This is a genomic window from Bradyrhizobium sp. PRIMUS42 (assembly GCF_023006515.1).
Classification (GTDB): domain Bacteria; phylum Pseudomonadota; class Alphaproteobacteria; order Rhizobiales; family Xanthobacteraceae; genus Bradyrhizobium.
The window spans coordinates 1-3,503 of sequence record NZ_JALBGZ010000656.1; the positions used below are offsets into that span (position 1 = coordinate 1).

A 3,503-nucleotide genomic window follows, 5' to 3' on the forward strand; every position below is an offset into this window, starting at 1 on the left:
CAGGCCATGCCGGGGCTGAGGCGGGCAGGCAGCGCATTGCGCCGCGTTGCCGGCTTGGCATGCCTGGCCGCCGTCGAGCTTGTGGTGGGTCGCGACATCCTTGCCCGCGTCAATCAGATTGCCTTATTTGCCCCTCGGCGATCGCGTCCCGGCAGTTCTGGAGCGTTTGCTCCTGTGTCCCGGATGCATCGATGGTCGCCCAGCCGATATGGCCGATATTATATTGCTCCTGCAGCGCGGCAACCTCTTGCGTGGCGTCGGATGCGTCTCCCCGGCGGCTTCCAATCCGCGTCTGCCGGGTCGCGAGGTCGGCAACGAGGAATAAGCCGTTCAGCGGCACGTTGCGCTCCTGCGCCAGTGCGGCGATCGCGTCCCGTTCGTCCTCGCGGGCGAACACGCCGTCGATGATCGCCGAATGGCCTTGCGCCAGCACCCGTCCGGCATACTGAACCAGCGTGGCGTAGATGCGCGCTGCGTGCTCCGGCGTGTAGGCGGACGGCGGCAGGCGGTGGGTGTCCTCGACCCCGAACATCCGTTTGCGGACGAGGTCGCTACGCAGCACGACGGCCCCCGGCGGCGGCGCGACGACGGGCGCGAGCGCTTGCGCCAAAACCGTCTTGCCGGTGCCTGACAATCCGCCGACCGCGATCAGGCGCGGAGCAGGGGGATGGATCAGCATCCTGGCGAGGTCAAAATAGCGCTGTGCCTGGTCAAGAATGCCGGGATCGTCGGAATGCGGTGGCTTCAGCCGAGCCAGCGCCACCTGGGCGCGGATCGCCGCCCGGATGGACATGAACAGCGGCAGGGCCGAGAGCGCGTCGAGATTGTCGGTCGGCGTCGCGGCGAGATAGCGGTTCAGGACGATGTTGGCCGCGCCCGGCTGATCGTGATGCAACAGGTCCATCAGCGTGAATGCGAGATCGTAGACCACATCGACAGTTGCCATCTGCGCATCGAACTCGATGGCGTCGAACAGCACGGGCCGGTCCTCGATCAGAACGATGTTTGCGAGATGCAGATCGCCATGGCAGCGGCGCACGAAGCCTTTCCCGCCGCGCTCTGCGAGCAGGGGGCGAACACGCAGGAATGCCTCGTGCGAGGCTCTGCCGAGCTTTTCGATATCGCCCGCATCGAAATGGCCGCCGGCTCGCAGACCGTGACTGTTGCCGTCGATCAGGGCAGGGATGGAGGAGACCCATGCCTCGCCCTCGGCGCGGATCGCCGCCGCGTGCGAAGCTGCGATCGCGTCAGCCGCAGCCGAGGCAAGAGCGGCATCCAGCGCGCCAGCCTTTGCCAGATGATCGAGCGTCCGGCTTTCGTCGAAGCGCGACATGTCGACCGCATATTCGACCGGACGGCCCTGGCCGTCGACCTTGAACGATCCGTCCGGCTCCTCGGTGATCGCGACGACGCGATGATAGATCTGCGGCGCCAGCGGCCGGTTGATCCTCATCTCCTCCTCGCACGCTGCCTTGCGCTTCGCGAGCGTCGAATAATCAAGGAACGGAAACTGCACGGCGCGCTTGATCTTCAGTGCGCGCCTGCCCTCTAGAAAGACCGAAGCCGCGTGCGTGTCGACCCGCTTGACGTCCGGATGCTCGGCGGAATTGGTGAGCGCCGCAAAGATCCGGTCCTGGGTCGCAGAATCGTCTGTCATTCCTGGCACATCCAGCTGCGTCGGGAGGCAGTCCGCCCGACGATCAGGGTAACCCTTAGGAGCGGAGCGCCGCCAGCCCTTGACGTCGATCAACGCCCGCCGCCGGCGGACCGGGCCGAAGTTCCCTTGGCTTGATGAGGATCAAGCGTCTCGACGAAAGCCGGCCTATTGTAGCGGCCAAGGAGAATCCCGATGCCCATCAAGGATGTCTTTCTGCCGCTTGTCGGCCAGCCGCGCGGGCCGGCTCTGGTTGCGATCGAGAAATGTGTGGCCGTCGCCGCCGCCCTCGGCGCCAGGATCACCGCGCTGGCGCTCGAGGAAGACGTTTTCGAGCGGCCGAAGGTGATGCTGCCCATCGATCGCGATTCCGCGGGGGCGGGCAGCTCGCGTGAGGCGAACGACGTGCAGCAGCTCCTGAGCGCATTCACCAACGCAGCGTCCCGTGCCAAGGTTCGCGCCCAGAGCCGAACGGGCAAGGTGCCGGCGGACCAGATCGCGGCGATCCTGGCCGAGCACGCCCGTTTCAGCGATCTGGCTTTGATTCCCGTGAAGCCGCACGACAGTCGAACGGAGAGCATTGTCGAAACCTTCCTGTTCGAATCGGGCCGGCCGCTTCTGCTCTGTCCGGAACATCTCGCGGACGAACTTCGGCCTGAATTCGAAAACGTCATGATCGCCTGGGATCACTCCGCGCGCGCAGCGCGAGCGGTCGGCGATGCGCTTCCGGTCCTTCAGGCGGCCGCCTCGGTCCGCGTGGTGACGGTTGCGGATGACAAGACCGAAGCGATCGTGCAATCCGGAACCGCTCTGGTCGATCATCTGAGGGAACATGGCGTCCACGCTTCGTTCGAAACGGCCAAAGGCAGCGGCAGCTCGATCGGCAAGGTCTTGGGAAGCTGGGCGAATTCCCACGGTGTGGATGCGATCGTGATGGGCGCCTATCATCATTCGCGCCTGAACGAGATCGTGTGGGGCGGTGTGACAAAAACCGTCATTGGCCAGCCACCATGCTGGGTTATGATCTCGCACTAGGCTCGCCATCCTAGCCTGATCGTCAACCATCGAAACCGTCGCTGACCTGGCGCATTTGCTTTCATGTCAACCTATCGTTTGAACAATCTGCTGGCGCCGCGTTCAGTCGCGCTCGTCGGCGCGAGCGCCCGTCCGGTCTCCGTCGGACGCGCCGTCCTGGAGAACATTCACAAGGCCGATTTCAAGGGGCGGTTCGGCCTCGTCAATCCACGCCATGCCGAAATCGGCGGCGTCGCCGCGGTGAAGAGTCTGGATCGGTTGGACTTCGTGCCCGAGCTCGTGGTCATCACGGCGCCGGCGCGCGAGATTCCCGGTATCATCGATCAGGCCGGTCGTCGCGGCTCGGCGGGCGCCTTGATCGTTTCAGCCGGGCTCGGTCATGGACCGGGATCTCTCTACGAAGCCGCGATCGCCGCGGCCCGCAAATACGGCATGCGGCTGATCGGACCGAACTGTCTCGGCATCATGATGCCCGGAGTCAGTCTGAATGCCAGCTTTGCCGCGCATATGCCGGGGGCGGGCAGCCTTGCGCTGATCTCGCAATCGGGCGCGATCGCTGCCGGCATGGTCGACTGGGCTGCGCAGCGCGGCGTCGGCTTCTCCGGCATCGTCTCGATCGGCGATCAGATCGACGTCGATATTGCCGATCTGCTCGACTATTTCGCGATGGATCACAAGACCCGCGCGATCCTGCTCTACATCGAGTCCATCAAGGATGCGCGCAAGTTCATGTCGGCGGCGCGTGCCGCCGCGCGGGTGAAGCCCGTCGTCGTGGTGAAGTCCGGCCGCATGGCGCAGGGCGCGAAGGCGGCCT

The 3,503-nt window shown here is 65.1% G+C and carries 3 protein-coding genes; 2 read left to right on the top strand and 1 reads right to left on the bottom strand.

Annotated elements, in window-relative coordinates; translation table 11 throughout:
• Nucleotides 1-109: 109 nt before the first annotated feature.
• On the bottom strand, nucleotides 110-1,657 hold the full coding sequence (locus MOV75_RS31285; protein WP_247007244.1) for a bifunctional aminoglycoside phosphotransferase/ATP-binding protein: 1,548 nt from the start codon (nucleotides 1,655-1,657) through the stop codon (nucleotides 110-112).
• 192 nt (nucleotides 1,658-1,849) lie between these two features.
• On the opposite strand from MOV75_RS31285, the gene MOV75_RS31290 reads away from it, so the two are divergent.
• Complete coding sequence (locus MOV75_RS31290) at nucleotides 1,850-2,689, top strand: universal stress protein (protein WP_246919968.1); 840 nt, start codon at nucleotides 1,850-1,852, stop codon at nucleotides 2,687-2,689.
• Nucleotides 2,690-2,752: 63 nt separating this feature from the next.
• A partial coding sequence (locus MOV75_RS31295; protein ID WP_247007245.1) for a CoA-binding protein occupies nucleotides 2,753-3,503 on the top strand: 751 nt, incomplete at its 3' end.

Coding starts and splice junctions, on each gene's coding strand:
- MOV75_RS31285 (WP_247007244.1), bottom strand. CDS start 1,657: ATGACAGACGATTCTGCGACCCAGGACCGGATCTTTGCGGCGCTCACC.
- MOV75_RS31290 (WP_246919968.1), top strand. CDS start 1,850: ATGCCCATCAAGGATGTCTTTCTGCCGCTTGTCGGCCAGCCGCGCGGG.